Source organism: Brevibacterium sp. Mu109 (assembly GCF_900169375.1).
Taxonomy (GTDB): domain Bacteria; phylum Actinomycetota; class Actinomycetes; order Actinomycetales; family Brevibacteriaceae; genus Brevibacterium; species Brevibacterium yomogidense_A.
On record NZ_FXZF01000012.1, the window covers coordinates 103231 to 127963 of the forward strand.

The 24733-nt window shown below is 68.2% G+C and carries 22 protein-coding genes; 14 read left to right on the forward strand and 8 right to left on the reverse strand.

What is annotated here, in order from left to right:
• Positions 1-5: 5 nt before the first annotated feature.
• Positions 6-1427 carry a YfcC family protein gene (locus tag BSP109_RS09160; RefSeq protein WP_101600125.1) on the reverse strand — a complete coding sequence of 474 codons (1422 nt, stop codon included), beginning with the start codon at positions 1425-1427 and terminating at the stop codon, positions 6-8.
• 111 nt (positions 1428-1538) lie between these two features.
• On the opposite strand from BSP109_RS09160, the gene BSP109_RS09165 reads away from it, so the two are divergent.
• Positions 1539-2450: a LysR family transcriptional regulator gene (locus tag BSP109_RS09165; RefSeq protein WP_146001111.1), complete on the forward strand. Its 912-nt coding sequence runs from the start codon at positions 1539-1541 to the stop codon at positions 2448-2450.
• Positions 2451-2479: 29 nt separating this feature from the next.
• Here BSP109_RS09165 and BSP109_RS09170 read toward each other — a convergent pair whose 3' ends face one another.
• Positions 2480-3472, reverse strand: coding sequence for an AraC family transcriptional regulator (locus BSP109_RS09170; protein WP_180959672.1), 993 nt, complete (start codon positions 3470-3472; stop codon positions 2480-2482).
• Positions 3473-3632: 160 nt separating this feature from the next.
• Here BSP109_RS09170 and BSP109_RS09175 point away from each other — a divergent pair, with 160 nt between their 5' ends.
• From BSP109_RS09175 to BSP109_RS09190, 4 genes are all read left to right on the forward strand, one after another.
• Complete coding sequence (locus BSP109_RS09175; protein ID WP_180959673.1) at positions 3633-4274, forward strand: NAD(P)-dependent oxidoreductase; 642 nt, start codon at positions 3633-3635, stop codon at positions 4272-4274.
• A gap of 187 nt (positions 4275-4461) precedes the next feature.
• Positions 4462-5802 (forward strand): acyl-CoA dehydrogenase family protein, encoded by a 1341-nt coding sequence (locus tag BSP109_RS09180; RefSeq protein WP_101600128.1) that lies wholly within the window; start codon positions 4462-4464, stop codon positions 5800-5802.
• Positions 5803-5810: 8 nt separating this feature from the next.
• Positions 5811-7178, forward strand: coding sequence for an MFS transporter (locus BSP109_RS09185; RefSeq protein ID WP_257944626.1), 1368 nt, complete (start codon positions 5811-5813; stop codon positions 7176-7178).
• The gene (locus tag BSP109_RS09190; RefSeq protein WP_101600130.1) at positions 7178-8548 is read left to right on the forward strand and encodes an LLM class flavin-dependent oxidoreductase; all 1371 of its coding nucleotides are present in this window, start codon (positions 7178-7180) and stop codon (positions 8546-8548) included. Before BSP109_RS09185 ends, BSP109_RS09190 begins: the two co-directional genes overlap by 1 nt.
• Here BSP109_RS09190 and BSP109_RS09195 read toward each other — a convergent pair.
• The gene (locus BSP109_RS09195; protein WP_101600131.1) at positions 8538-9260 is read right to left on the reverse strand and encodes a hypothetical protein; all 723 of its coding nucleotides are present in this window, start codon (positions 9258-9260) and stop codon (positions 8538-8540) included. The genes BSP109_RS09190 and BSP109_RS09195 overlap by 11 nt on opposite strands.
• A 135-nt stretch (positions 9261-9395) precedes the next feature.
• Here BSP109_RS09195 and BSP109_RS17990 point away from each other — a divergent pair, with 135 nt between their 5' ends.
• The 3 genes from BSP109_RS17990 to BSP109_RS17490 are packed head-to-tail and all read left to right on the forward strand — an operon-like array spanning position 9396 to position 11202.
• Positions 9396-9725: a DUF1707 domain-containing protein gene (locus BSP109_RS17990; protein ID WP_146001112.1), complete on the forward strand. Its 330-nt coding sequence runs from the start codon at positions 9396-9398 to the stop codon at positions 9723-9725.
• On the forward strand, positions 9722-10327 hold the full coding sequence (locus BSP109_RS09205; protein WP_101600133.1) for a hypothetical protein: 606 nt from the start codon (positions 9722-9724) through the stop codon (positions 10325-10327). Before BSP109_RS17990 ends, BSP109_RS09205 begins: the two co-directional genes overlap by 4 nt.
• Positions 10324-11202 (forward strand): DUF1707 domain-containing protein, encoded by an 879-nt coding sequence (locus BSP109_RS17490; RefSeq protein WP_219618521.1) that lies wholly within the window; start codon positions 10324-10326, stop codon positions 11200-11202. The genes BSP109_RS09205 and BSP109_RS17490 overlap by 4 nt, the downstream gene beginning before the upstream one ends.
• Positions 11203-11379: 177 nt before the next feature.
• Here BSP109_RS17490 and BSP109_RS09215 read toward each other — a convergent pair whose 3' ends face one another.
• Positions 11380-12885 carry a DEAD/DEAH box helicase gene (locus BSP109_RS09215; RefSeq protein ID WP_257944627.1) on the reverse strand — a complete coding sequence of 502 codons (1506 nt, stop codon included), beginning with the start codon at positions 12883-12885 and terminating at the stop codon, positions 11380-11382.
• A gap of 382 nt (positions 12886-13267) precedes the next feature.
• Here BSP109_RS09215 and BSP109_RS09220 point away from each other — a divergent pair, with 382 nt between their 5' ends.
• The 3 genes from BSP109_RS09220 (at position 13268) to BSP109_RS09230 (ending at position 17142) form a co-directional block, all read left to right on the forward strand.
• Positions 13268-14323, forward strand: a complete 1056-nt coding sequence (locus BSP109_RS09220; RefSeq protein ID WP_180959674.1) for a universal stress protein — start codon at positions 13268-13270, stop codon at positions 14321-14323.
• A 122-nt stretch (positions 14324-14445) separates the two neighbouring features.
• The gene (gene panC / locus BSP109_RS09225) at positions 14446-15276 is read left to right on the forward strand and encodes a pantoate--beta-alanine ligase (protein ID WP_101600136.1); all 831 of its coding nucleotides are present in this window, start codon (positions 14446-14448) and stop codon (positions 15274-15276) included.
• 129 nt (positions 15277-15405) lie between these two features.
• Complete coding sequence (locus BSP109_RS09230) at positions 15406-17142, forward strand: ATP-binding protein (protein ID WP_219618522.1); 1737 nt, start codon at positions 15406-15408, stop codon at positions 17140-17142.
• Here the strand turns inward: BSP109_RS09230 and BSP109_RS09235 are convergent.
• Positions 17136-18491 carry a YihY/virulence factor BrkB family protein gene (locus BSP109_RS09235; RefSeq protein WP_101600137.1) on the reverse strand — a complete coding sequence of 452 codons (1356 nt, stop codon included), beginning with the start codon at positions 18489-18491 and terminating at the stop codon, positions 17136-17138. The genes BSP109_RS09230 and BSP109_RS09235 overlap by 7 nt on opposite strands.
• A 254-nt stretch (positions 18492-18745) precedes the next feature.
• On the opposite strand from BSP109_RS09235, the gene BSP109_RS09240 reads away from it, so the two are divergent.
• Complete coding sequence (locus BSP109_RS09240) at positions 18746-20551, forward strand: glycerol-3-phosphate dehydrogenase/oxidase (RefSeq protein ID WP_180959675.1); 1806 nt, start codon at positions 18746-18748, stop codon at positions 20549-20551.
• 18 nt (positions 20552-20569) lie between these two features.
• Here BSP109_RS09240 and BSP109_RS09245 read toward each other — a convergent pair whose 3' ends face one another.
• The 3 genes from BSP109_RS09245 to BSP109_RS09255 all read right to left on the reverse strand — a co-directional run bounded on the left by BSP109_RS09245 (position 20570) and on the right by BSP109_RS09255 (position 22304).
• A complete protein-coding gene (locus BSP109_RS09245; protein WP_101600138.1) occupies positions 20570-21391 on the reverse strand; it encodes an SDR family oxidoreductase in 822 nt (273 codons plus the stop codon).
• Positions 21388-21702, reverse strand: coding sequence for a helix-turn-helix transcriptional regulator (locus tag BSP109_RS09250; RefSeq protein WP_257944628.1), 315 nt, complete (start codon positions 21700-21702; stop codon positions 21388-21390). Before BSP109_RS09250 ends, BSP109_RS09245 begins: the two co-directional genes overlap by 4 nt.
• A 92-nt stretch (positions 21703-21794) precedes the next feature.
• Positions 21795-22304, reverse strand: coding sequence for an SRPBCC domain-containing protein (locus BSP109_RS09255; RefSeq protein WP_101600140.1), 510 nt, complete (start codon positions 22302-22304; stop codon positions 21795-21797).
• Positions 22305-22468: 164 nt separating this feature from the next.
• Here BSP109_RS09255 and BSP109_RS09260 point away from each other — a divergent pair, with 164 nt between their 5' ends.
• Together BSP109_RS09260 and BSP109_RS09265 are read left to right on the forward strand one after the other, a co-directional pair.
• Entirely contained in the window at positions 22469-23512 is a 1044-nt protein-coding gene (locus BSP109_RS09260) for a universal stress protein (protein WP_101600141.1), read from the forward strand.
• Between the two features lie 773 nt (positions 23513-24285).
• Positions 24286-24528 carry a hypothetical protein gene (locus BSP109_RS09265; RefSeq protein WP_180959676.1) on the forward strand — a complete coding sequence of 81 codons (243 nt, stop codon included), beginning with the start codon at positions 24286-24288 and terminating at the stop codon, positions 24526-24528.
• Positions 24529-24733: the final 205 nt, after the last annotated feature.

Sequence of the window (24733 nt, forward strand, 5' to 3'; positions counted from 1 at the left end):
CGCCGTCATCCGTTCGCCGGCCAGATGAAGAGATGGGCGACGAGTACGAAGGCTGCGCCCATCGCGTACTGGATGAGGATCAGAGGCCAGATCCAGCGGACCCATTTCGTCCACGAGACGCCCGCTGCGGCCAGCGCCGCCATGAAGTAGCCCGAGGTCGGGGCGAGGATGTTGGAGATGCCGTCACCGAATTGGAACGCGAGGACGGCAGTCTGACGGCTGACCCCCACCAGGTCGGACAGTGGGGCCATGATCGGCATCGTCAGCGCCGCCTGCCCGCTGCCGGACGGGACGACGAAGTTCGTGAGGCTCTGGACCGCGTACATGCCCATCGCCGCGAACTCCGTGGGCAGCTGGCTCACGGAACCGGCCATGCCGAAGATCAGGGTGTCCATGATGTTGCCGTCCTTGAGGACGGTCAGGACGGCATAGGCCAGTCCGATCACGAGTGCGCCCATCGTCATCGCGAGGAATCCTTCGACGAAGGCCTCCGCCGTCCGGCTGAATCCGAGTCCTCCGATGATCGCCATGATCACTCCCATGGCGAGGAACAGGCCTGAGATCTCCGGGATGTACCAGCCGAAGGCCATGACACCGCCCGCGAGGACGCAGACGGTCAGCAGCAGGACGACGATGTTGGCGATGTGCCGCGGGCCCAGGGGTGCGGATTCCGCGGGATGGATGTCGTCGCGCGTGCGGTCGGTCTCGTACATGATGCTGAGCTTCGGGTTCCGCCGCACACGAACGGCATACCAGGTGACATAGATGATGCTCACGGAGACGAAGATCGCCCAGAAGGCCAGACGGGTGCCGAAGCCGGAGAAGATCGGGATTCCGGCGATGCCCTGTGCGACGCCGATGGTGAACGGGTTCATGAAGGCCGCGGCGAACCCGGAGCCCGCCCCGACCAGGACGATCGCGGCCCCGACCAGTGAGTCGTAGCCCAGCATGATCGCGAGCGGCGCAATGATCATGATGTACGGGATCGTCTCTTCCGCCAGTCCGAAGACCGCTCCGCCGATCGCGAAGAAGATCATGAGGGCGGGGACGACGACGATCTCCCGGCCGTTCGCCTTCGCCGCGATCCGGGACACTGCCGCATCGGCAGTGCCAGTGGCCCTGAAGACGCCGAATGCTCCGCCGACGATGAACACGAAGAAGATGATGGGAGCCGCCTCGACCATCCCGGCGTGGACGGAGGTGAGGATGTCCATCACTCCGGCAGGCGTCGATTCGACCGCTTGGTAGGTGCCGTCGACGACGATCTCCTGGCCCGCCTCGTCCGTCTCCCGGTCGAAGGAGCCGGCGGGCACGAGGTACGTCGCCGCAGCTGCGATGAGGATGAGGCCGGAGATGATGACGTAGACGTGCGGAACAGCGAATCGTCTCCGGCCGGTCTCCTCCCGCAGTTCGGTTGAAGCGGACACGGCGGCCTCCCTGGCGGATCGGAACGTGGTGCTCGATGCCCCTCAGTGTGATCTGCGTCATAGGATGGCTGCAAGCAACGATCGCTGGCCCCTGCTGTAAGGAAAAGTTACGTGCTGGATCTTCCGCGTTTACGGATGCTCATGGCGCTCCGCGATGAGGGCAGCATCTCGGCCGCTGCTCGGTCCCTGAGGTACACGGCCGCCGCAGTGTCCCAGCAGATCTCCAAGCTCGAGCGCGAGACGGGGATGGATCTGGTGTCGCGGCATTCCCGTGGAGTCACACTGACGCCGTCGGGGGACGTGCTGGTGGAGGCTGGTCGGGATGTGGTGCTGCGTCTTGCGCAGGCGGAGAACAGCGCGAGGAGGCTGGCGGGGATGGAGACCGCCCGGCTGCGGATCGCCACCTTCCAATCGGCGTCTGCGAGCCTGCTGCCGAAGATCCTCGCCCCGCTGCGCGAACGGTTTCCGGGCCTGGGTCTGGAGTTCGTCCAGGTGCCGCGCGATGAAGCGCTGCAGCTGCTGCGTCGACACGAGGCGGACGTGGCCCTGGTCCACGAGCATCCGGAGATCCCGGGCGGCATCGAACAGCCGGGACTCATCGCTGAGTTCCTCCATGCCGATCTCCTCCGGCTGGTGACGGCGCCGAATCATGCGGCGGCACTCTGGACGGAGCCCGTCGATCTGACGCGCCTGGACGGGCAGGCGCTGATCGTCGGTCGAGTCGAGGATGACGACCGTCAGGTCCTCGACGGACTGTTCGCGAACATGGGCGTCGCCCCCGTCCATGTCGCAGAAGTCGGCGAGTACTTCATCGCGGCAGCCATGGCGAGCTCCGGCATCGCGATCACGCTCATGCCCGTCATGGCCGTCCCTGCTGGCTACTCGCTGGTGACGAAGAGGCTGGAGCAGGACCTCGAGCGGCGCGTGTTCCTGGCGACGCGGGAGGGTGACGACTCCGTCGCTGTCGCCGCGTTCCGCGAGATGGCGTTCCAGGTCATGCGGCCCACGCAGTCGAAGCTCTGAACAGCTCGCACGTCGTGCAGCGCCGGAGTTCACGCTCTCTCAACGGTGCCGCGCCTCACCGCTCCCGGCGGTATGCCCGTCTCACGTGCGAACGCGCGGCGGAATGCGACCTCGGAGTCGTACCCGGTGTCGCGGGCCACGATCCGCACCGGGACACCGTCGGCGAGCAGTCCGCGGGCGACGCTCATCCGGTAGCGGGTCACCCACGTCATCGGCGCCTCTCCTGCGCGTTCCCGGAACCGCTGGGAGAACGCCGACCGCGACACGCCCGCCGCGGCGGCCATGCGGCCGACACTCCAGTCCTCGCCGGGGTGCTCGGTCACCGCCCGCATCACCCGAGCGAGCGCAGGGTCCGTCACCGCAGTCCAGATCCCGGGCCCGCTTTCGTTCGACTCCAGTGCGCTCCGCACCGCCTGCATCGCAACGACGTCGATCAGTCTCGACGCGACCTCCACCCATCCGGGCCGCCCCGAGGAGACCTCGTCGTCGATGAGGCTCACGAGCGTCCTCAGGCCCGCGCTGCGCGTATCGGCCCGCACGACGAGGAGGTCGTCGAGTGTCGCCGGCAGGGGCGGAGCCGCAGGATGCTGCACCGTGAGAGCGGAGCAGACTGCGTGAGCCACGACGGGCCCGTCGCCCAGCGCGAGCCGCTCGACGATACCGCCCAGGAGCGGCCGGACGGTGTCCTCGAGAGGTATCGCCCCGGTGTCTGCGGAGCCGACCCCACTTCGACTCGCGTTCGCCCCGCGGTCCGTCCCCCGGGCCTCGGCATCGACGACCCGGGTCGACAGGGTGTGTCCACGGCCGTGAGGCAGGAGCGCGAGATCGCCGACCTCCAGCGTCACAGCGTGCTCGGCCGTCGCCACTGTGCATCGCCCGTGGAGGACGAGGTGGAGCATCACCGTGCGCGGCATTGCGGGCAGTCGCAGGGCGGTGTCCTCACCCAACCGTGTGTCGCAGTGGAAGATCCCCGTCGACCGCAGCAGGCCGGTCAGCGACCGCGCGTCATCGTTCGCTTCCATGGGCCTCCCTCTGTCGCGCGTGCCGTCCGCTCCTCCACGAGCCGGACGAACAGTCATGGATACGGTTGATTCTGGCATAGATCGGGTACACGATCCGACGGACGATGGAGGTGTACGGAGGCGCCGCACGGGCTCTTCGTCCCCTCGGAAGGAATCAGTCATGCCGCTCATCGCCGTCGTCGGAGCAACCGGTCGCACAGGATCCGCAGTCATCAGCGCTCTCACGCATACGGGAGACGATGTGGTCGCGGTCTCCCGCACCGCGCCGACGGAAGCCTCCGTCGCACATCGCCCCACCGACGTCCTCGACCCCCGTGCCGTCTCCCGCGCGCTCACAGGAGTCGATGCCGTCGTCGTCGCGCTGGGGATCAGCGAGAACCCGCTGTCCGTGCGCCTGCGCGGGGCTCGCCGGACCTCGTCTCAGGTGCGTTCTGCAGGGACCCGCCATGTCATCCGCGCGATGGAGGAGCAGGGAGTCCGTCGACTGGTGGTCCTGTCCAGCTACGGCGTGGGGGACTCCTCTGCAGGTCTGTCCCTGCAGATGACGCTCATCATCGGCGGGCTCCTGCGTCCGCAGTTCCGCGATCACGAGCTGCAGGAGGAGATCGTGCGTGCCTCTGCGCTCGACTGGACCATCGCCCGTCCTGTGAATCTCCTCGACGAGGATCGAGGACCCCTCTACTCCGACCCTCACATGCGCACCGTCTCCATGTCCGTCGGCAGGCAGCAGGTGGCGAACCGACTGGCAGACTGGGCGACGACCTCGGCCGCGGTCGGGGAGACGGTCGCACTGTCGAGCTGAGCAGCTCCGGTCCGTCCCTCTGCGTCCTCGTGTGACACCCCGTGAAGCCGTGTGACGTGCGCGACACAGTGGCGCGGTGCGCAGAACTACGTTCGCTTCCGACAGCGCACACGATCACCTGATCACCGCGCCCGACGATCACACGAGGCGACGGAGCACGGCCCGCCGCACAGGAGGCCCACCACGGATGTCGACCACCACAGCACCCACGCCGCCGAGCACGCTCCCTGCCGACTACGCCTCCCTCACGGAGCACTACCGGCCTCTCTTCGCCCGCATCGCCGACTGTGCGCTCGACCGCGAACTCGACCGCCGTCTCCCGTTCGACGAGGTGAAGGCCCTCGACGAGGCCGGATTCGGCACGCTCCGCGTCCCCGTCGAGCACGGTGGCCCCGGAGTGACCATCGAGACCTTCACCCGTCTGCTCATCGACCTCGCTGAGGCCGACTCCAACATTGCGCACATCTACCGCTCCCACTACGGCTTCCTCGAGTCGCTGCGCTTCCAGCCGCGTGAGATCCAGGACGCCTGGTACCCGCGCGTCCTCGCAGGCCGCACGGTGGGCAACGCCTCGACGGAGAAGGGCGGCAACAGCATCGGCACCCTCAACACCGTCCTGTCCGGGGGACCCGGTGCGTGGACCATCAGCGGTCAGAAGTTCTACTCGACTGCCACGATCTTCAGCGACTTCACCCGGATCTCCGCTGCCCGCGACGGCGAGGACGGGCGGTGCTTCGCCGTCGTCGCGACCGATGCGCCGGGTGTGACCGTCGAGGACGACTGGGACGGCTTCGGTCAGAAGCTCACCGGCACCGGCACGACCACGTTCGACCAGGTCGCCGTCGAGGACACCTCCGTCCTCGATCGCGTCACAGGAACCGTCGAGGCGATCCACGAGGCGGCGTTCTTCCAGCACGTGCTGCTCGCCGTCCTGGCCGGCATCGCCCGGGCCGCCCGCCGCGACGCGGCCGCGACGATCAGCTCCCGCAAGCGCACCTTCAACACCGGACTGGGCCTGCCCTTCCGTGAGGACCCGCTCATCCAGGAGGCCACCGGCCGCATCGCGGCGAAAGCGTACGCCGCCGAGGCGACGGTCCTGCAGACCGCCCGCATCCTCGACGAGGGGATCGAGGCCGCGACCGCCTCCGGTGCGGACCGCGCGGACTTCACAGGCCCCGTGCCCGAGGCCGTCCACACATCTGAGATCGCCGTCGAGCACGCGCAGATCACCGTCCCCGAACTCGCCCTGGCTGCCGCACAGGACCTCTTCCTCACCGTAGGCGCCTCCGCTACGTCCACGTCGAAGGCGCTCGACCGCCACTGGCGCAACGCGCAGACCGTCGCCACCCATAATCCGATCGCCTTCCGCGCCCGTGCGATCGGCGACTACTGGATCAACGGAACCCTCCCAGTGGGGCTCAACGCGATCGGTGACGCGAAGCCGGCGACGTCCGCCTCAGCCGCGACGTCCGGGGCCGCGAGGGCGACCACGGCGACCACGGCGACCACGGCGGGGCCGAGCGCATGACGTCGGCGGTGACGGCGACCTCGGCGGCGGCTCCCTCCTCCCCGCAGGGACCGTTCGCCGGCAAGAAGCGCGTGCTCGCGTCCGCCTTCGCCGGCACGACGATCGAGTGGTACGACTTCTACCTCTACGGCACCGCGGCCGCCCTCGTCTTCAACGTGCAGTTCTTCCCGACGGGAACGGAGCTGGGCAGCACGCTCGCGTCCTTCGCCTCGCTCGCGGTGGGCTTCTTCGCCCGCCCGTTCGGCGGCATCATCGCCGGCCACCTGGGCGACCGGATCGGGCGGAAGGCTCTGCTCGTCGCCTCGCTGCTGGCGATGGGCATCGCGTCGACCCTCATCGGCCTGATGCCCACGTTCGAGACGATCGGCTGGTGGGCAGCCTTCGGCCTGGTCATCCTGCGCATCGTCCAGGGCCTGTCCGCGGGCGCCGAGTGGGGTGGTTCCGCACTGCTGTCCGTCGAGCACGCACCTGTGGGAAGCCGCGGCCTCTTCGGATCCTTCACTCAGATCGGCTCCGCAGCCGGCATGCTGCTGGCGACCAGCGCGTTCTTCCTTGTCCAGACCTTCCTGACCGACGAGCAGTTCGCGCAGTTCGGCTGGCGCATCCCTTTCCTGGCCTCGTCGCTGCTCGTAGTGCTCGGCCTGTGGATCCGCCTGGGAGTGTCCGACGCGCCGGAATTCCTCGAGCACAAGAAGTCAGGCAACATCTCCAAGCAGCCGCTGTGGGAGGTCGTCACCCGCCACCCCCGCGTGCTCCTGGTGACGATCGGCCTGCGCCTGGCGCAGAACAGCGTGTACTACCTCATCACCGTGTACATGCTCACGTACCTGGCCGACCGGCGGGGCGATTCCACCTCCGGCATCACCGCGGTCATGATCGCCTCTGCGATCGGACTGGTCACGGGCCCATTCTGGGGCTGGGTGTCCGACCGGGTGGGCCGCAAGGCGGTGACGCTGGGCGGCATCATCGGCATCGGCGTGTTCGGCTGGATCTTCTTCGCGTTCCTGGAGAACGGACCGCTGATCCTCCTGCCGATCATCGTGGTGCTGGGGATGAACCTCGCGCACGACGCCGTCTACGGACCGCAGGCCGCGTGGTTCGCCGAGCAGTTCCCGATCGAGGTCCGCTACTCAGGCGTGAACATGGGGTACCAGCTGGGCACCGTGATCGGCGGCGGGATCATGCCGATGGTCGCGGCGCTGCTGTTCGTCGCCGGCGGAAGCACGCCGTGGCTGATCTGCGCGTACCTCACGCTGCTCTGCGTGCTGTCCGGCGTCGCCGCGCTCGCCGCACATGACCCCGCCCGCGCCGAGGCCCTGGCCCGGAGGACAGCCCCCGCTGACACGCACCGACCGATTCAGGAGACTTCCCACTGATGACTCAGAAGCCGATCCAGCTCAACGCCTTCGACATGATGGTGCCGGTGCACCAGTCGCCGGGCCTGTGGCGGCACCCCGAATCCGGGGTCGCGGACTTCACCCGCCTGTCCTACTGGACCGACGTGGCCCGCACGCTCGAGGAGGCGGGCTTCGCCTCGCTCTTCCTCGCGGACATCCCCGGTGTCTACGACGTCTACGGCGGGGGCGCCGATGCGACGTATCGGGGCGGGGTGCAGTTCCCCCTGCTCGACCCGCTCGTCGCGATCCCCGCGATGGCGGCGGTCACCCAGACCCTGGGCTTCGGAGTCACAGCCTCCGTCACGTATGAGCAGCCGTACCTGCTCGCGCGGACACTGAGCACCCTCGACCACTTCACGGACGGTCGCGTCGCGTGGAACATCGTGACGAGTTACCAGGACTCCGCCGCGCGGAACCTGGGGATGCAGGGTCAGATACCGCACGACGAGCGATACGACCGGGCGGATGAGTACATGGAGGTCATGTACAAACTGTTCGAGGGCTCGATCGAGCCGGGCGCTGTCCGCGCCGATGCGGAGGCGAACGTCTTCGTCGACCCGGCGAAGGTGCACGACATCGAGCATTCCGGCACGTTCTTCTCCGTGCCCGGGCAGGCGCTCACCGCGCCGGGACCCCAGCGGACGCCGCTGCTCTTCCAAGCGGGGTCATCGAGCAGGGGACAGCAGTTCGCGCTCGACCACGCGGAGGCGATCTTCCTGTCCGGCGGCACCACGAAGCTGGTGCGGCGCTGGGTCGACGGGATCCGCGACGGCCTCGAGGAGCGCGGACGCCCGCGGGACGCGGTGAAGATCTTCACGCTCGCCACGATCGTCGTCGCGGATACCGATGAGGAGGCGCAGCAGCGGTTCGACGAGTACCGCGAGCACGTCGACACGGAGTCCGCGCTCGCCCTGTTCGGCGGGTGGACGGGGGTGGACCTCGCCGGCGCGGAACCGGACGCGCCGCTGGAGTACGTCGCGACGGATGCGAACCAGTCCGCGCTCGCCTCGTTCACCACCCTGTCCGACGGGAAGACCTGGACAGTGCGGGACCTCGCTGAGTTCGTCGCGATCGGTGGCCGCGGACCGGTCATCGTCGGGTCGCCCGCCACCGTCGTCGATGAACTGGAGCGCTGGATGCAGGAGACCGATGTCGACGGCTTCAACGTGTCCGCAGCAGTGCGTCCGGCGGACCTCGAGCGGTTCGGCCGCTACGTCACGCCGGAGCTGCGCCGGCGCGGGCTGCTCACCGAGGGAGAAGCAGGTCAGACGGTGCGAGACCGGATCCTCGGCTCAGGACCGTGGCTCGCGGACGACCACCAGGGGGCGTCCCACCGAATCAGTCCATGATCTCGTCGACGGGTCGATCGGTGAACGGGTCGATGCCGGTGATGGTGCGGACCCGCTCGATCCAGTCCGGGGAGAACCAGGTGTACTTCCCGGGGTGCTGCTTGTGGCAGACCTCCACCCACGAGATGAAGACGAGCTCTGCCCAATCGGACAGGAACCGTACCCGTGCCGTGCCCTCCTCCGTCTGCATGAGCATCTCGACTGCGGACGGTGCGATCCACTCGACGGAGTCGAAGGCTCCCCAGCCCCACGTCAGCAGTCCGTGGTCCTGTGACTCCACGTAGAACCCGTGGGTGCTCACAGTGACCGCACCCTGTGGAACGAGGTCCATCCAGCGCTGCTGGGAGTTCTGCCTCGCCTTGCGCGCGCCCATGAGGTTCACAGCCAGGCTTCCCGCCGCTGCCCCCACGCCGTAGGCGATTCCGGTGCTGTTCGCCGTGCCGGTGAAGAGCATCGGGACCCCGGTGGCGTTGTACGATCCGTCGCCGGGAGCATCCCAGATGATCATCCGGCACGGACCGGACGCCACCATGTGCTCCGAATCCGAGTCGATGGAGGGCCGGATCGGTCGCAGCATGTGGCGGGGAACCAGCTGGAGCTCATCGGGGGAGAGCTGCCGACCTGAATCCAGCTTCTTCTGCAGCTGCAGCGTGTGCAGGATCGCGACATCACCGTTCGACAATGTGGGGGCCGTGTCGTTGAACTCCGTCATGGTTATGACAATTCTCCTGTGTATGCGCACCTGCCGTTCCTGAGTATATAGACGGCCTCGACCCGAGAAGGGGCATGATTCCGGCACGCACGACCACCATGACGAACGACTGGAGCTGTGGGCGACAATGGGACCATGTCGATACCGCGTTCTACGGAGCGCCCGTCCTTCGGGCAGCGGGACGCATATCGGGACCTCCTGTCCGAGGGGTACGCGCAGGGACGTCTGGACGACGCGGAGTTCGCGCGGCGCACTGAAGCAGCGGTTTCCGCGACATCGTTGGCGCGCCTCGAAGAGCTCATCGCCGACCTGCCGCGCTGTGGGCTTCCCGTCCCGGTGGGGCGGCGACACGGGCACGCCGAGGACAGGGATGCACAGGGCAGGGATGCGCAGGGCAGGGATGCGCAGGACAGAGCCGGTCGGCGGCGTCGCCGGACCCCCTGCAGGCCACCCTGGCCGTCGTGACCGCCGCTGCACTGGTGGGGATCACCGGCGGGCTCATCGCGGGCCCGTTCATAGCTGAAGCCCAGCAGGCGGGCGATCTGGAGACAGAGGACGCGAGCGCCGACGGTGCGGAACAGTCGAGCACGACACCCTCGTTCGCCTACGACGATGTCATCCGCGCATTCGACCTCGCTGCGGAGTACGACGAGGTATCGCGCATCCACATCTCCGGCACCACGGCTCAGCTCCATGTCCCGATCTCGTCCGGCACCACCTACGACATCGTCGCCGTCGACCAGGCGGGGCGGGTGTCGACAGGACCCGGGGGCACGTACGGCGAGGGCGTGCCCGATGCACGTTTCGACCCGTCCGCGATCGATCCGGAGGAGATCGCGGCGATGGTGGTGCGGGCACCGGACGTGTATGCGGAGACGACGGGGAATGACGGGAACACTGCGAGCACGCTCAACATGGGCGCCCCCGGCTCCGGCACCGAGTACGCAGGGGTGAAGACCGGCTCGCCCGTGGTGCGCGTGTTGCTGGACCTCGGAGACTACGGAGACGGCGGCGGGACCGTTACCTGGACCCCGGACGGGGAACGGGTCGTCGAGGTGCGCGAATGAGCGCGCCGCGACGGTCCCCGGAGGCGGGCGCGGGACCACGGCGCCGGAAGCACCTCCGGCCGTCACGCGCAGAGCGGGCGCCGTACACCGACGCTCTGGCACAGGGGGTCGCGGAAGGGCGGCTGACGGATGCCCTCTACGAGGGGCGACTGGGCAGCGTGGTCTCCGCCGCGACCTTCGCAGAGCTGGATGCTCTGGTCGCCGATCTGCCCTTCGAACCACCGGCGCAGACGGACGCCGAGGCCGGACGGACTCGTCCGCGCTGGCTGCGGACCGCAGCACTGTCCGTCGTCGGGCTGCTGACGGCGGGTCTGGCGTACGCGGCCGCCGTGGCAGTTCAGGGGGTGGACCCGTTTCCCGGGGCCGGAAGCTCGAACGGAGCGACCGGTGAAGAGGTGGTGCCGATCGCCGGTCCGTGGGAGCCGCCGCCCATCGCGGAGGAGCTCGAAGCCGTCGCACCCATGGACGAGAAGACCGTGTCCGACGCTCTGGAACGTGCGCACGAGGCCGGGCTCATGGACATCGAGCAGATCGTGCTCGACCCGGACGCGACCAGTGTGTTCGGCCTGGATGAGGACGACGAGCTCCGTCAGCTCTACCTGCGGGCGGAGGACGTGGGGATCCTGTCCGACGCGCGCGACAACAGCGGCGTCTACATCGATGAGGCCGCGCTCGACCTCGATGTGGACGTCGCGATCGAGGAGGCGCGTGGGGCCTCGGACGCGGAGCCGGACCAGGATGTCCGCACCGTCATCGTCTACCGCGGCGACGGTTCGAAGGCCCGCGCGCACGAGGAGGGGAACCTCGTGCAGATGTCGTTCTCCGGGGGACCGGACGTCACGCTGCGAGCGACCGATCTGACCGTGGTCGAGTGACGGACCAGACTGTGTTCGCGTGAGCAGCCGGGCGGTGCTCAGGGAGAGGCCGCTGCCCGGCGGCACAGGAGAGCCCCTCAGTCACCGATGGTGACCGAGGGGCCTCTGTCTGTTCACGCACTCGCGTGCGTCAGCTGACTCACGCGAGTGCGTCAGCGCGTCAGAACACGCGGCGCCTCAGTACGCGCGGCTGCGCGAGCGACCGGAGTCGCGACCGGGATTGCGGCCCGCGGAGCTGCCGCGACCGCCGCCGGAACCGGTGCTGCGACCGCCCTCGGATCCACCGCGAGGGGCACCGCCGGTGCCTCCGCCGGATCCGCCGCGACCGCCTCGGCGACCGCGGCCTCCGCCGCCGGCACCCTGACCGCCACGGCCGCCCTGGCCACCGCGACCGGCCTGACCGCCGCGTCCACCGCGGCCGCCCTGGCCACCGCGACCCTGCTGCTGCGGCGGGGCCGGGGGAGCCGGCTCCACGTGCGGGGCGATCTCGCCGACCAGTCGGGCGACCTCTGCGGAATCCGCAGTGACCGTGACCGGGGTGACCTTGACCTTGGCCTTGCGCAGCAGCATCTGGGTGTCCCGGCGCTGCTCCGGCAGCATCACCGTGACGACGTCGCCGGCGCTGCCCGCACGTGCTGTGCGACCCGAACGGTGCAGGTAGGCCTTGTGCTCAGCCGGCGGATCGACGTGGACGACCAGTTCGACGTCATCCACGTGCACACCGCGGGCGGCGACGTCCGTGGCGACGAGCACGCGGGTGCGTCCGCCGCCGAAAGCCGCGAGGTTGCGATCGCGCTGCGGCTGGGACAGATCGCCGTGCAGATCGACGGCGGGGATGCCCTGCTTCGTCAGCTGCTTGGCGTAGCGCTTCGCCTGGTGCTTCGTGCGGGTGAAGAGGATGCGACGGCCCATGCCGGACGCCAGCCGGGCGACGAGATCCTTCTTGTCGTCGTTCGGCACCTCGAAGACGTGGTGGGTCATCGCGGACACGTGGGATTCCGGAGCGTCCACGGAGTGCAGGACCTCGTTGTGGAGGAAGCGGCGCACCAGCTTGTCTACGCCGTTGTCCAGCGTGGCGGAGAAGAACATCCGCTGGCCGTCGGTCGGGGTCTTCTGCAGGATCCGCGTGACGCCCGGGAGGAAGCCCAGGTCAGCCATGTGGTCGGCCTCGTCGAGGATCGAGATCTCCACAGCGTCGAGCGAGAGCGCGCGCTGCTGGAGCAGGTCCTCGAGGCGGCCGGGGCAGGCCACGACGATGTCGACGCCGCGGCGCAGGGCAGAGATCTGCTTGTTGGCGCTCACACCGCCGAAGACCGTGGTGGTGCGCATGCCGTACACCTGTGCCAGCGGTGCGATGACCGCGTCGATCTGTGTCGCGAGCTCGCGGGTGGGGGCGAGGATCAGGCCGCGCGGCCGCTGCGGCAGGTTCGCGGCGTCCCTCTCTGCGCCCAGGCGGGCGATCATCGGGATGGAGAAGGCGAGCGTCTTGCCGGAGCCCGTCTTGCCGCGGCCGAGGACGTCGCGGCCGGCGAGGGTGTCAGGAAGCGTGTCCTGCTGGATGGGGAAGGCATCGACCTTGCCGTCGGCGGCGAGTGCGCGCGCGATCGGAGCGGGGACGCCCAGTGAGGCGAAGGTGGTCGGGGCAGAAGAAGTCTGAGAAGCGCTGATGGAACAGCCTTTCAACGTGCCGGTGCACGGTGCAGCGCATCTGAGATGACGAAGGACCATGCCGGGGCAGTGGCGGGCACACCGGATGGTGGGCTCGTTCGCCGCAAGGAATGGGCTTCGGAATCGAGAACCGGTTGTCCACACGGTTCGAATGACGAGGCGTCCAAACGACGCAGGGAACCCGTCTCCGGGTTCGCAAGTACCTTCACTGTAGCCGAGAAGTCGGGGCGAGCAGTCCTCAGCATGCGCCCAGGTCTGGGCTGAGGCACGGGCGCCGCGGTCGAGCACCGCCGCTGATGAGCGGTGCGATCGGCCATGGCATGCGGCGGGTCCAGCCTCGACGGCATCGTCTTGTCGCCTCTCCACAGTGATGTACATCTCCCGATACCGTGGAGCCATGACGGACACGACTGATTCTCCGGTGACAGACGGCTCCACGACGACCGCACGCATCCTGGTCGGCGTCGACGAGTCGGAGCACTGCGCGCGAGCCTTCGACATCGCCCTGTCGCTCGCCCAGCGGCGCGGCTGGTCGCTGCGGCTGGTCGCGGCGTACGACCTCCCGCCCTACGACTTCGAGGCCGGCGACCAGATCCTCGGCTCCTTCCGCGACATGGCGTCGCAGGAAGCGCGGAAGCCGCTCGACGACATGGTCGAGCAGGCCGAGGCCGCAGGGGTCCCGGTCAGCGCCGACGTGCAGGAGGGCAATGCTGCGCAGCTCCTGATCCGTGAGAGTGAAGAGGCGGCGCTCGCCGTCGTCGGCAAGCGCGGTCGCAATCGATTCGCCGGCCGCTTCCTCGGCAGCGTGTCCGGCGCGCTCGCGGCGCACTCGGCCTGTCCGACACTGGTGATCCCCGCGAGGTGGGATGCCGATGCCACCGAGGCCCTCTTCGCGCCCCGCCAGGATCTGCCGGGCGGTGAGGCGGCGGCGACGGAGCCCGCCGAGCTCGTCTCCGCATCCGGCGCGGAGCGCGAGGACCGCCGCGCGTTCGAGAACGTCTCCGAGTCCCTCAACTTCGACGGCGACGTCATCGCAGCCGTCGACCTGGGGGACAGCTCCGGCCCCGTGGCCGCCCGCGCTGCGGAGTATGCGGAGCTCACCGGCCGCGCGCTGACCCTCGTCGCAGCGGTCCCGATCACCGTCGGCACCCGCTTCCCCTACCCGGGTCAGGGTGCGCTCGAGGTCCGGTCCATGCACGAGTATCGGGCAGAGCACCTTACGTGGTTGACCAGCACGATCCGGGAGAAGCACCCGGACCTGGACGTGCAGTGGCGCCTGTTCGACGGGTCGCCCGCCGGTGTCCTGTCGGAGGCCACCCGTACGGCCGCCCTCGTGGTCCTGGGCACCCGCGGCCACGGCGGATTCAGCGGCCTCCTCCTGGGGTCCGTGAGCCAGTCGGTGCTCAGCCGCACGGTGTCACCGGTCCTCGTCGTGCCGACGCGGTCCGCCTGACCCACCGCCGAGGTCCCAGCAGCTTCCGCAGCCGCGCAGGCCTCGTCAGTCCTGTCCGTCACACCAGCCGCTCTGCTCCCACCAGTTGATCTGCTCCCACCAGTCCCGTCAGGAAGGCCCCCATGCCCGAACCGCTCGTCGTCCGCACCCGTGAGGAGCTGCGTGCAGCGACCTCCGGGACCGTCGCGCTCGTCCCGACGATGGGAGCGCTGCATGCCGGGCACCTGTCCCTCATGGAGCACGTCCGTCCGCTCGCGGACACCGTCATCACCTCGATCTTCCTGAATCCCACGCAGTTCGCTCCGGGTGAGGACTTCGACGAGTATCCGCGCACGTTCGATGCTGACGCTGAGAAGTGCGCGACGGCCGGGGTCGACGTGATCTTCGCGCCCACCGTCGATGTCATGTACCCGGCGGGACTCGACGGCACCGTGCGGGTGGACCCGGGACCGCTGGGGCGGATCCTCGAGGGCGAGCACCGTCCCGTCATGTTCCAGGGCGTCCTCACGGTCGTCGCGAAGCTGTTCGGGCTGGTGCGACCGGATATCGCGATCTTCGGTGAGAAGGACTATCAGCAGCTGACACTGATCCGCCTCATGGCGGAGGAGCTGTGCCTGGGTGTCGAGGTGCTGGGCGGCGCCACAGTCCGCGAGGACGACGGCCTCGCGATGAGCTCCCGCAACGCGTACCTGGCGCGGGAGGAGCGTGCGCTCGCCGCCTCGATCGCAGACGCTCTGCGGGCTGGCATCGACGCCGCCGCGGGCGGAGAAGACGCCGCGCTCGAAGCCGCCCGCGCCGTCCTGACCGCACACGGGATCCAACCCGATTACCTCGTCGTCACCGACCCGGACCTGGGACAGGCCCGTCCGGGTGAGGAGGCCAGGATGCTGGTCGCAGCCCGCGTCGGGTCGACGCGGCTGCTCGACAACGTCGCCGTGAGCTTGGGCAGGTGAGGGAGGGCTGAAATCTCATCCCGGCGTGGTGATTACCACTTTGTTTTGCACTTTCCATCGGTGAACTGAAAAACTGCAAAAGTGATAGATGAGAGCGATGTCGCGGGTGAGATCTATCGTCTGCGCCGTTTGGGGACCGACGACGCCCGGGTTGAAGTGAAGGCAGCAGTCAGAGGACTGCCGAAGTCTGTTCCTGAGACGTTGTCGGCGTTCGCCAACGGCTCCGGCGGAATGCTGATACTCGGTCTGGACGAGGAACAGGGATTCGCGCCAGCTGAGGGGTTCGACCCCGCACGAATAAGCGATGCGCTCGCCGGCGCATGTGCCGATGCTGTCGAACCGCCTGTTCGCAGTGAGATCTCGATCATGGAGGTCGATGGGGCTGCCGTAGTCGCACTCGAGGTTCCACCGCTCGACCCTCTGCTTCGCCCTTGCGTCGTCAGAACACGAGGGGCGTACAACGGCTCCTTCATTCGCGGCGGAGATGGTGATCGACGACTGACGTCGTATGAGGTGAGTCAGCTCCTGAGCAATCAGGGGCAGCCCGACGACGATGCGGCGGTCGTCGATGCCGCAACTGCGGCCGATCTCGACGAGCAGCGGGTGAGCCAGCTTCTTGAGAGGCTCCGGGGGCGTCCGAACCGCGCATTCACCGAGGTGGACGACACGACTGCACTCGTTATGGCGGGTGTTCTGGCGCGAGATGCGAATGAGCAGCTGCGTCCGACTCTCGCCGGGCTGCTGTGCCTCGGCCGATATCCGCAGCAGTTCTTCCCCCAGCTCTTCATCTCCTTCGTGGCTCTTCCGGGCAAGGAAATCGGCGACTCTCTGGACGACGGAACACGGTTCTTGGACAACGTCACGTGTGATGGATCGGTCCCGGACATGCTCCACGAGGTCCTCGCCGCCGCCAGGCGAAATATGCGTACTGCGGCGGTGATCACCGGAGGAGGGCGAGAGGATCGGCATGATTATCCGATCGAAGTGATCCGAGAGCTGGTCGTGAATGCAGTCCTGCATCGTGACTACTCACCTCTCGCGCGAGGGACACAAGTCCAGGTCGAACTGTATCCTGACCGGCTCGTCGTGAAGAGTCCTGGAACTCTCTTCGGTGCCGTCGTGCCCAGTCAGCTGGGAGTCGAACATGTGTCCTCAACGCGGAACGCGGTTCTCGCGAAGCTCCTCGCCGATATCCCGGACGCGGCGGGCCTGCCTGTCAGCGAGAACCGGGGATCGGGTCTCCCGCGGGTGATGAGTCGGCTCAGACGCGCCGGAATGAGTCCTCCTGATTTCGAGGTTGCCCCCTCGCATGTGCACGTATCAGTACCTCAGCACGCTCTCCTGGATCCTCCGACGGTGGCATGGATAGAGGGTCTCGGTGAAAACGGGCTGTCCGACGACCAGCACATTGCGCTGGCGATCATGCGTCAGCGTGGGACGGCATCGAACGAGATCCTCCGAGCGTGGGGAGTCGACTCGCACGTCGCCACACTCGCATTGCGGGATCTAGTCCAGAGGGGACTGGTGTCGAAGTACGGAGGACGACGGTACGCCACGTACGAGCTCACGGCTCCACCTGTGGCGGGCCCGACGAACCAGAATCTGGGCGATGCGACCGCCTCGAGCGGTGAGCGGTCGCGTCGCATCGAAGGCGAGTTGCTTGCCGTGGTTGAAGCCGTACGTGCCGGATGCGTGACGGCGAATGCGATCTCAGCACAGCTCTCACTCACGTACGCGACCGTGAATCGACGGCTGAAAGCACTGGAGCGGGATGGTCGGCTGGAGCGAGCTCAGGTGCGAAGCCGGGCGATCCACTATGCAGTGCCGATCCGAGGTTCTGACGGTGGACGCTCCGCTGGTCAGTGACGGCCGGTCCGTCGCTCATACGTGGGCCGGAAGCGGCGACGCAGCCTGGACTCGCCCCGACCGGACCGGTCCTCACCAGAGCTGGCCCGCACCGTCTCACCTCGACTCGCGGCCGCTGAGAGGCGGATGGCGCGGCCCCGCTGGACGTCGTCGGCGTACTTCCTGGCCTGCCTGTCACTGGCCTTCGTGCCGCGGACGGGCAGCTGAAGCTCCTCCTCCGCGGGCAGGCCCTCGCGCAGCTGCCGCATGCGCTCGATCTCGCTGTCGAGCTGAGCGCCGAACAGCAGGGTCGAGTTCATGATGAAGACCCACAGCATGAGGATGATGACGCCGGTCAGCGCGCCGTACGTCGCGTTGTAGGTGCCGAACTGCGAGATGTAGAAGAGGAAGCCCAGCGTCGCGAGGATGGAGACGAGGATCGCGACGAGGGCGCCGACGCTCAGCCAGCGGAATCGGAGTCCCTTGACGTTCGGGGTCGCGTGGAACAGCAGTGCGACGAGGAGCACGACGACGAAGGTGAGCACGAACCACCGCGCGACGTTCCAGACCATGAGCGCGATGTCGCCCATCCCGAGCAGGCCGCCCACTGCCTCGGCGATCGGACCGGAGATGACGAAGACCAGCAGGACCAGGGCGCCGAGGATCAGGATGAGCGCGGTCAGCAGGTACATCACCAGGTTGAACACGAAGAAGCCGCGTCCCTCCGGTACTCCGACGACCGTATTCATGGCGCGGCTGAACGCCTTCACGTAGCCGGACGCCGACCACAGCGCGATGGCGAGGCCGACGATGAGCCCCCAGCCCGGCGCGGGGGTGTCGAGCACGGATTCGAGGAAGGGGCGCACAGTGCTCAGCGTGTCTGTGGGAGCCGCCTTCTCCGCCTCATCGAGCACCGAGGTGATGACCGACCCTCCCTGGCCGAGCAGGCTGAGGATCGACACGAGCGCTACCAGAGCGGGGAACACGGACAGCAGCCCGCGGAAGGTGAGACCGGCGGCGAGGTCGATGGACTCATCCGCGATGAACTCGCGGAATGCCGTGCGGAGGATGTGGAACCACGAGGATCTCGGTGGGCCGGATACCGTAGACGGGGGCAGGCCTGCGCCTGCGACGGGTGCGGTCGCTGCTGTGGAGGTCCCCGGGGTGGGCTCCGCAGTCGTGGGTAGCACGGCGGTGGTGGGTATCACCGCGGTAGGCGCCGTGCCGGTGGCTGCCGCATCGGCGGGGGCAGCGCCGGTGGGAGCTCCTGCGGCAGGGGCTGCTGTCGCCGGAATCGCTGCAGTGGGCGCCTCGGCGTCGCCGGCCGCAGCGGCAGCGAGAGAGCGGCGGTCGCGCGGGCTGTAGCTCATCGGCGGTCTCCTGGGTCATCGGTGCACTGCGGGGACGGGTTCGCTGCGGGTGGGCGGAGGCCCCCCGCGCAGCGTCGGTCAGGTACATGTACCAGGTACATGTAACCAGGGTCCTTGACGCTTCGCCGGGGTCTGAGAGCGTGTCCGCGCATTGTGTCGCGGCGTGCTCTCGTGTGGCTGGGCAGACATGGCCGTGCGCGGATCGTGACCACTAGGCTGGAAGCCCAGGCCCCCGCGTCGGAACGAGGTCCACCGTGCGCCCCGCCCCGCTGAATCCGCTCACCCGAGCCGCATCGCTCCGCGCGCTCGCCCGCACCTCACCCGCCACTCCGCTCGACGTCCTCGTGGTCGGCGGCGGGGTCACCGGTGCCGGCATCGCACTGGATGCGGCGTCTCGCGGTCTGAGCGTGGGGATCGTCGAGGCCGCCGACTGGGCGACCGGCACCTCGTCGCGGTCCTCGAAGCTGATCCACGGCGGTCTGCGGTACCTCGAGATGCTCGACTTCCCCCTCGTCGCGGAGGCGCTGAAGGAGCGCGATCTGCTGCTGACGCGGATCGCCCCGCACCTCGTGAAGCCGGTGTCGTTCATCCTCCCGTTCGAGAACCCACTGGCGGATCGCGTCTACGTCGGCTCGGGCGTGACCCTGTACGACGTCATGTCCGCCCGGGTCGGGCAGAAGCGGGCGGTCCCGACCCACCGGCAGCTGGGTGCCGCGCAGTCGCGGGAGAGGTTCCCGGGTCTCGCGACGCCCTACGGCGGGATCGAGTACTACGACGCCCAGGTGGACGACGCCCGGTTCACGCAGGCACTGGTGCGATCAGCGGTGGGCCTGGGGGCCTCGGCGGCGAACTACGCCCGAGTGGTGGACTACCTGCGCGAGGAGGCACCGGCCGACGACGAAGCCGGAGCTGCCGGCGGCAGGATCACCGGCGCCCGAGTCACCGGCGCCCGGGTGCGCGACGAGGAGACGGGCGCGGAGATCTCAGTGCACGCGCACGCGACCATCCTCGCGACGGGCGTGTGGACGGGCGAGCAGCAGGCTTCGGCTGACGCGGACACCGGGCTGGAGGTCCTCGCGTCGAAGGGAATTCACGTGACGGTGCCGCGGGACCGGATCGACGCGCCCGCGGGGGTCGGCGTCATCACCCGGACGGAGACGTCGGTCCTCTTCATCATCCCGTGGGGCGACCTGTGGCTGATCGGGACGACGGATACGCCGTGGCACGAGGACGTCGGCCGCCCCCTCGTGACGGCGACGGACATCGACCGGGTGCTCGAGGGCGCGAACGCGGTGCTGGAACGTCCCCTCACTAGGGCGGACGTCGTCGGTTCGTTCGCGGGGCTGCGGCCGCTGCTCCAGCCGGTCGACGGAACGGGCGACAGTGCGAGGGTGTCCCGCGAGCACGCTGTCCTGGAGGTCGCGCCCGGGCTCAGCGCGATCGCAGGCGGCAAGTTCACGACGTACCGTGTGATGGCGGCCGATGCGGTGGACTTCGCCGTGCGCAGCCGGTTCCCCCGGTCGCGGTCGCGCACCGAGGACCTGCCGCTGCTGGGCGCGGACGGTGCCCAGCTGTCCGCATCGCGACGCTCGCTGCTGCTGGCGAACCGCGACCTGCGTGCCCATGGCTGGGACGAGGCCCGACTCGACAGGCTGCTGTCGCGGTACGGCGGACGGCTGGCGGACCTGCTCGCGCTGATCGATGCGGAGCCCGCGTTGGCCCACCCTCTGCCGGGGGCCGAGCACTGCACCGCCGCCGAGGTCGTCTACGCCGCCCGCGCCGAAGGCGCCCTGCATCTGGAGGACGTCCTCCATCGCCGGCTGCGGCTCGAGTTCGAGGTGCCGGACCGCGGGGTGGCCGCCACGGAGGCCGCATCCCGGCTGGTCGCTCCCGTGCTCGGGTGGGGTGAGGAGCAGGCGGCCGAGGAGGTCGCGCGGTTCACCCGGGAGGTCGAGTCGCGGCTGCGGGCGGAGGCGGCGGAGACGGACGCGGAGGCGGTTGCGGCAGCTGGGGCAGCTGCGGGTACTCCTGCAGCTGCGACCGGCGAGGCTGCCCGCTGACCCGATGACCGGGGCCACCTACCGCCAGCGGGCGAACCCACCTTCGGAGTGGATGACCTGTCCGGTGATCCACCGGGCCTCGTCGGTCAGCAGCCAGGCCAGGAGGCGGGCCGGGTCGTCGGGCTCGCCGAAGCGTCCCGACGGGAACTTCTCCGACACCGTCTCCCAGGCCTCGGGCGTGAGGTAGCCGGTGTCGACCGGCCCGGGGTTCACCGTGTTCACGCGGATCCCCCGACCTGCCAGCTGATCCGCGAGAGTCAGCGTCACGCCCGCGAGCGCGGCCTTCGCCGCCGCGTACGCGACTTCACCGGGCATGGGACCCTGGCTCTGGCCCGAGGTGAGGAAGGCGACTGCCGCCGGGTCTCCCGCTCTGTGGTGACGGAGGAACGCCTGCGCGAGCAGCAGCGATGCGCGCGCGTCGACCGCCCAGTGGCGGTCGAGGTCGTCGGCCGTCAGGTCGCCGAGTGCGCCATCGGCCCCACTGAGTGCCTGGTTGCAGACGAGTCCGTCGAGGCGACCGAACTCCGCGACTGCGGCGTCGACGACATCATCCGCGCCCGAACTCCCGGACAGGTCCGCGCTCATGCCCGCCACTCGTGCCTCGCCCACGAGGTGGGAGCGCACGCCTCCGAGGACGGCGTCAGTGTCATCCGCGCCCCACGGCTGGTCCCGGTCGTGGGCGGAGTGATGGTGGCAGAAGACGTTCGCGCCGTAGGCCGCGAGACGGCAGGCGAGGGCGTACCCGATCCCCGCACGACGACTCACACCTGTGACGAGTACACTGCGCCCGCCAAGGGGCAGGGGGTCGCGGGAGAGGTCGGACCTGGATGTGGTCGTCATGGTCTCAGTGTCCCCTTCTCGTTCGCTTCTGACTGCGCGGCTATCGACTCGAGTCGACGCTCCCACCCTCGCGCGACTGTGCCGAGCAGGTCGGACAGTTCGCGGATCCGGGCTGGATCGGTCGCATGGACGCGGCGACGGGACGAGCGAGTCGCGGTGACGAGGCCGGCTTCCTCGAGGATCCGCAGATGCTTGGCCGCCGCCTGACGGCTGATCCCCAGATCGTGTCCGAGTGCTCCGGCATCGTCGGCCCGGTCAACGAGGGACTGGAGGATCCGACGCCGCGTCGGGTCAGCGAGGGCTGTGAACACGACATCGGCGGCGGGTCCGACGAGCGATCCGTCGTTGGAGTCAGTTGTCGAATCTGAAGTGCGTCGGCTGTCGGGGGATCTGCCCGTGGAGGTCAACCTCGGTGGCCCGCACGAACCAGAGACTGCTCGCGTGCCACGGCGAGTTCCTCCACCCATCCTGCGGAGTGCTCCTCGAATCGCCGGCGCCTGTCGACGGCATCGGCGTCGAGCGAGGCGAACCCGGTCTCGTGGACCGTGAGGACGACGCCGTCCTCACTGGGTTCGACCGTGAAGGTGACGGTATTGCGCGGGGCGTCGGCGAGGGACCCCGCATCGCCTCCCAGCCAGCAGAACACGGCGCGGTGGGGAGGCTCCAGCGCGACGATGCCGACCTCGAACTGGCCGAGGACGGGGTCCGTCACACGTGCAGTCGTACCGTCCGATACGACCTGATGCTCTCTGTACTCGCCGTCATTGATGAACCAGCCGGGTTCACTCACGATGTCGAAGACGGTCTGCGCATCCGCGGCGATGCGGATCGAGCGGACGATCTCGTCTGGGACGTCTGGCGCATCGGGGACCTCGGCGAGATCGGGTGGCTGAGGGATGTCTGGGTCGGTCATCATCGGCTCCTCTGCGAGCGGTGCGAGCCGTCGGATGACCGCCCTGCATGTCCATGGTGCGCCAAATCGGCCGTGAGTGCAACCCGTGGGTTGCATTAATTCTGGAGGGTCTCATTGCTGTCACGGATCTACAGTTCCACTGTGCTGAGGAGTAAAATCGTGACATGAACGACATTCGCGAATCCACGGTCAAAGATCAGGTGCTGGTGGGCGTCGACGGATCCGCCAACAGTGCACGAGCATTCGAAGTGGCGCTCGCCATCGCGAAGAGGCAGGGCTGGAGCCTGCGGCTGGTCGGCTGCTACAGCGTGACGTTCGCCGATCATGAATCGGGGCTGACGGTCTCAGAGAACTTCCGCAGGGCGATGGAGTCCAACTCGCGTCATCCGCTCGAGGCGTTCGCTGAGCAGGCGAAGGCTGACGGCGTCAAAGCGAGCTTCGCCACCTTCGACGAGCACGCAGCGGATGCGCTCGTGCGTGAGAGTGCCTCCGCTCGCCTGGCGGTCGTCGGGAAGCGGGGACGCAATCGGTTCGCCGGCCGGTTCCTCGGCAGTGTGTCGGGGGCTCTGGCTGCGCACGGGCACTGTTCGGCGCTCGTCATCCCGGAGAAGTGGGAGACGCCGGACCCCAGTAAGATCTTCGCCCCGGGGCAGGACCAGCCGGGCGGCGAGCATGCGGCGACAGAGCCGACCGAGCTGCTGTCCGAGTCCGCGCCGCCCAGGCCCCGTGGGAAGGGGTTCCACAATGTCGCGGACCAGATGAACTTCCGGCAGGAGATCGTCGTGGGCGTCGACCTCGGAGAGCCGTCCCGTCGCATCGCGCTCGCCGCAGCGCGCTTCGCGGAGATGTTCGGGCGCTCCCTCACGCTCGTGTCCGCCACTCCGCTCAACGCAGATGCGTGGTACCCGAATCCGGTCGAGCACAACATCGACATCCCCAGCATCCGATCGCACTACACGGACCACCTCGCCACGCTGGTGACGATCGTCAAGGACAGGCATCCAGAGCTCGACGTCCACTGGCGGTTCTACGACGGAACGCCTGCCGGTGTGCTGTCGGAGGCGACGCGGACCGCATCGGTGGTCGCGGTCGGCACTCGTGGCCACGGAGGGTTCACCGGTCTGCTCATGGGATCAGTCAGTCAGTCCGTGCTCAACCGCAGCGCATCCCCGGTGCTGGTGGTGCCGACGCTGAAGAACACGGTGTGACCACGGCCGATGCAGGAGTTCTTGATTCTGTTGCCCGAAACTCTTGTGGCCGTTCGAATGACCGTGTTACTGTGATCGTGGATTTCCTCCCCGTACTCCAATTGTTCGGAGTTTCGAGGATGGGTCACTCGGGTTCGATCTCGAGTCTGTGAAATGAATGCCGAACGATCGGCATCTGCTTTCAGTTGGAAAGGGGGCGGGAACGATGATCTACGACGCAACGACGCTCGTATCCGCGACAGGCGGACCGTCCCTTGGTGCACTCGGAGGCAGAGCCCTCCCGCTGCTTGCGCGGCGTGCTTTCCACTGCGCTCATTAACGGCAGCCGCCGGCGCGTGATTGTGGGGTCTTCAGGGGCGCATGGGGCGCATTCGATGGACTCTGCCAGTGTCATCTGTCCACCGTGCTAGGCGAACGGTAAGTCGCTCGGTGAGGTGTGCGCGTCATGGTGCGCTCTGTGTGAGAACCCTCGCCTGAACTCTGCTTCTGCGGTCCCGTGGACCTCTCTGATAGATCTGCCACTCGGCAGCCCTTTCCGGTCAGGTGTCTGCCCGCGAAGCCGAATCTCACGGTTGCTGCAGATCGTCGCCTTGGTGTCCGTGCTTTTACGCGAATCATTTCCACCACTTCCATGAATCCAGCGAGTCGGCCGTCCGACTGTTCGTTCGTTCGGCTGAATATCGCGTGCATTCATTCAATGGTGCCGGTTCGCTCATCCCGCCATTCTCGTCGGGCTATTCATGATGCCCGAAAACATGTTCCGAGGATTCTTCATGTCTGTTTCCCGTCCCTATCCGATTCCGAATCGCATCGCGCTGTCGGTCGGTCTCGCCCTGATCCGCTGGGCGAGGAGCACGACGCGTTCCGCTGCGCCGCTGCGTCACCCCGAGCCCTCCGTACATCACCACGAGGTCGATCATGCGACGGCGATCCGTCGTCACAGGGTCGAACGCCAGATCGAGAGCGAGCGCGCGGACGCCTTGCGTCGCTACCTCACGATGCCGCGCCAGCCGTGAGCCGCAAGCACGGGTCGAGTCCAGGCGACCGTCCCGGAGCGCTTCGTCGACTGGGAGTTCTACGACGGGCCGTTCACTGGCTCTTCCCGGTTCGTGGTGATGGGGAGCGTCGCGTCGTTGACGTAGAACGGCTCGTGGTCCTGCTGTGATGGGTGTTGTCAAGACATCCGAATCTCAGAGGACCACGAGCCTGTGCACGAGAGTA